The sequence below is a fragment of the Xanthobacter sp. BG11Y11_SDJG genome, from assembly GCF_057364445.1.
In genome coordinates, this window is the sequence record NZ_JBNFNU010000444.1 from 1 (window position 1) to 3275 (window position 3275).

4 protein-coding genes are annotated in these 3275 nt (G+C 68.4%); 2 read left to right on the forward strand and 2 right to left on the reverse strand.

Going from position 1 to position 3275, the window contains the following annotated elements:
- Together AC2W7M_RS22505 and AC2W7M_RS22510 are read right to left on the reverse strand one after the other, a co-directional pair.
- Nucleotides 1–324 (reverse strand): DUF3382 domain-containing protein (locus AC2W7M_RS22505; protein ID WP_486135062.1); only part of this gene is annotated, 324 nt, incomplete at its 3' end.
- Entirely contained in the window at nucleotides 324–1241 is a 918-nt protein-coding gene (locus AC2W7M_RS22510; protein ID WP_486135064.1) for an ABC transporter permease subunit, read from the reverse strand. The genes AC2W7M_RS22505 and AC2W7M_RS22510, both read right to left, overlap by 1 nt.
- A 183-nt stretch (nucleotides 1242–1424) precedes the next feature.
- Here AC2W7M_RS22510 and AC2W7M_RS22515 point away from each other — a divergent pair, with 183 nt between their 5' ends.
- Together AC2W7M_RS22515 and AC2W7M_RS22520 are read left to right on the forward strand one after the other, a co-directional pair.
- Complete coding sequence (locus AC2W7M_RS22515) at nucleotides 1425–1904, forward strand: SRPBCC family protein (protein ID WP_486135066.1); 480 nt, start codon at nucleotides 1425–1427, stop codon at nucleotides 1902–1904.
- Between the two features lie 320 nt (nucleotides 1905–2224).
- Nucleotides 2225–3275, forward strand: a 1051-nt coding sequence (locus AC2W7M_RS22520; RefSeq protein WP_486135068.1) for a bile acid:sodium symporter family protein, incomplete at its 3' end; no start/stop codon positions are given.

The window sequence follows — 3275 nt, forward strand, 5'->3', positions numbered from 1 at the left end:
CGGCCGGCGCGGGCCGTCGCCGCGCCAGACGGTGAGATTGAGCGCCAGGCGACCCGCCGTCACCACCAGCGCGAACACGGCCGCGAGACCGAAGCGGTAGTCGAGGACGAGGGAGCCGGTGCCCGATTCGGTGGCGTGGAACCCCACCAGCGGCAGCAGCACGAAGAAGGTGAGGAGCCCGCTCGCCACCGCCTCCGTCACGGCGCGCTCCACCACCGATTTTTCGCGTCGCACCGGCCGGCGCGCCGGCGGCGCCACGGCGGCGAGGTCGGAGCGCTTGAGCACGTCGGGATCGGTGGCGCCGGCCGGATCAGCGGACGCCATCACACCTTCTCCACTTCCGGCCGCCCGAGCAGGCCCTGGGGCATGAAGATGAGCACCACGACGAGGATGGAGAAAGCCGCCACATCTTTGTATTCAATAGAAAAATAGGCCGACCAGAAGGTCTCGATGAGGCCGATCAGCAGCCCGCCCAGCACCGCCCCCGGGAGCGAGCCGATGCCGCCCAGCACGGCGGCGGTGAAGGCCTTCACGCCCGGCACGAAGCCGTCGGCGAAGTTCACCACGCCGTAATACATGAGGTACATCACGCCCGCGACGGCGGCGAGCGCCGCGCCGATGACGAAGGTGAGGGAGATGGTGCGGTCCACGTTCACGCCGAGCAGCGCCGCCATCTTGCGGTCCTGCTCGCAGGCGCGCTGGGCGCGCCCCAGCGGGGTCTTCTGCACCAGCCACCAGAACACCACGAGCAGGCCGGCGGTCACCGCCATGATGATCACCTGCTTGTAGGCCAGCGTCACCTGGTAGCCATCGCGCTCCATCAGCACGATCACGTCCGTGACCATGGGCGGGATCGGCTTGTTGCGCGGGCCCTGCGTCACCTGCACGAAGTTCGACAGGAAGATGGACATGCCGATGGCGGAAATCATCGGCGCGAGCCGGAACGAGCCGCGCAGCGGCCGGTAGGCCACGCGCTCGATGGTCCAGCTCACCAGCCCGGTGAAGATCATCGCCACCACCAGCGTGATGGCGAGGATGAGGAAGATCGAACTCATGCCCAGCACGGTGGTCAGCAGCAGGATGCAGATGAGACCGGTGAAGGCGCTCACCATGAACACATCGCCGTGCGAGAAATTCACCATGCCGATGATGCCGAACACCATGGTATAGCCAATGGCGATCAGGCCGTAGATGGACCCGAGGGTCAATCCATTGATGAGCTGCTGGACGAAGACTTCCATCCGCCGCTTAACCCCTCTGATTCTGGTGCGCCTATGATTTCATCGTGCCCTGTGATTGGGCTAGGCTTTCCTGAAGTCATAACCTGCCGCGGCGCCACGCACAATTCGCCCCCCGGGCGGCGCTTATCCCCTATATAGGTGCGCCGCGGCACCGAGACCCGGCGGCGGAACGGGAGGATGATCATGGCGCTTGAAATGTCCGGCAGCTACGACATCGCCCTGCCGCGCGAGAAGGTGTGGGCCGCGCTCAACGATCCCGCGGTGCTCAAGGGCTGCATCCCCGGCTGCGAGGAATTGGAGCAGGTCTCCCCCACCGAGCTGAAGGCGCTGGTGGTGGCGAAGATCGGGCCGGTCAAGGCGAAGTTCCGCGGCACCGTGGTGCTGTCCGAACTCGATCCGCCGAACGGCTACCGCATCGGCGGCGAGGGCGAAGGCGGCGTCGCCGGCTTCGCCAAAGGCGGCGCGGTGGTGCGGCTCGTCGAAGTCGAGACCGGCACGCGCCTCGACTACACGGCCGAGGCGCAGATCGGCGGCAAGCTCGCCCAGCTCGGCCAGCGCCTGGTCGCGGGTACCGCCAAGAAGCTCGCCGACGACTTCTTCCGCAACCTCGCCGCTTTGGGCGATTCGCCGGCGGTCGCGGGCGATCCTCCCGCCTCCGCATAAGCGGGCGCCCGAAGTCCGGCCGCGCGCAGGGCGCGAGGCCCCCTGCGCAACCCTGAGGTGGCAGCGATCGGCGCGAGCCGTCCGCCGCGGTCCCCGCCGCTCCGCAACGCTTGACCCCGGCCCCCCATACCGTCACCTTGGCGCCTCACCGCCGCACCCAAGACCGGTGGACGCCTGCCGACATCGAAGACGTCTCCGGCACCGAAGCCGTCGCCGTCGCCGGGCCAACGATCTGCATCGGGGCACTCCTCAGGAGCGCTCCGGCGCCCGGGCGGAAGCGGACCGAGGGGGCATGTGTCTCATGCCAAACCCTGCGGCTCATGTTGTCACGACTGAAGCTCGACCCCTTCCTGCCGGCGCTCGTCGGCACGGTCCTCCTCGCCTTGGCCTGGCCCCAGCTCGGCGTCACCGGCGGCCCGCTGCGCGCCGACCGGGCCGCCACCTACGGCATCGCCATCATCTTCTTCCTCTACGGCGCCTCGCTGGAGACCCGCCGGCTGGTGGAGAGCGCGGCGCGCTGGAAGCTGCACCTCGTGGTGCAGATCGCCACCTTCGTTCTGTTCCCGCTCGTGGTGGTGACCGCCATGCCGCTGATCGGCAAGGTGTTTCCGCACGAGGTGGCGGTCGGCTTCTTCTTCCTCGCCGCGCTGCCCTCCACCGTCTCGTCCTCGGTGGCGATGACCTCGTTGGCGCGCGGCAACGTGCCCGTGGCGATCTTCAACGCCTCCATATCGAGCCTGATCGGCGTGTTCCTGACGCCGCTGCTGATGGCGTCCTACCTCCACGCCACCGGCGGCCACATGGCGCTCGGCGACGTGATCGTAAAGCTCGTCACCGTGGTCATGCTGCCGCTCGGCTTCGGCCAATTGGTGCGGCCGCTGATCGCGAAGCTCATCGCCCGCCACAAGGCGGTGGTGAAGGTGGCCGACCGCGCCGTGATCCTCGCCATCGTCTACAGCGCCTTCTGCGACAGCATCGCGGGCGGGGTGTGGAGCGGGCAGAGCCCGACGCTCGTCATCGAGATGGCGGCGGGGGCGGTCTGGCTGTTCGCGGTGGTGTTCTTCGTCGTCCAGGCGGTCTGCCGGATCGCGCGTTTCCCGGAGGCGGACACGGTGGCGGTGGTGTTCTGCGCCTCGAAGAAGTCGCTCGCCACCGGACTTCCCATGGCGAGCGTGATGTTCGGCGCCAATCCTCAGCTGTCGCTGATCATCATGCCGATCATGCTCTACCACTTCCTGCAGCTCGTGATCGTCGGCTTCATCGCCGGCCGCTACGGCGCGCCGGGCCGGATGCGCTGGAGGCGATCGAGGCGGCCGGAGGCGAGCGAGCCGTCGCTCCTGCCGGAGGAGGCGCCCGCGGCGCCGCAGAAGG

What these genes read in the sequence shown, in the direction of transcription:
- AC2W7M_RS22515 (WP_486135066.1), top strand. Translation starts at nt 1,425, where the DNA reads ATGGCGCTTGAAATGTCCGGCAGCTACGACATCGCCCTGCCGCGCGAG.
- AC2W7M_RS22510 (WP_486135064.1), bottom strand. Translation starts at nt 1,241, where the DNA reads ATGGAAGTCTTCGTCCAGCAGCTCATCAATGGATTGACCCTCGGGTCC.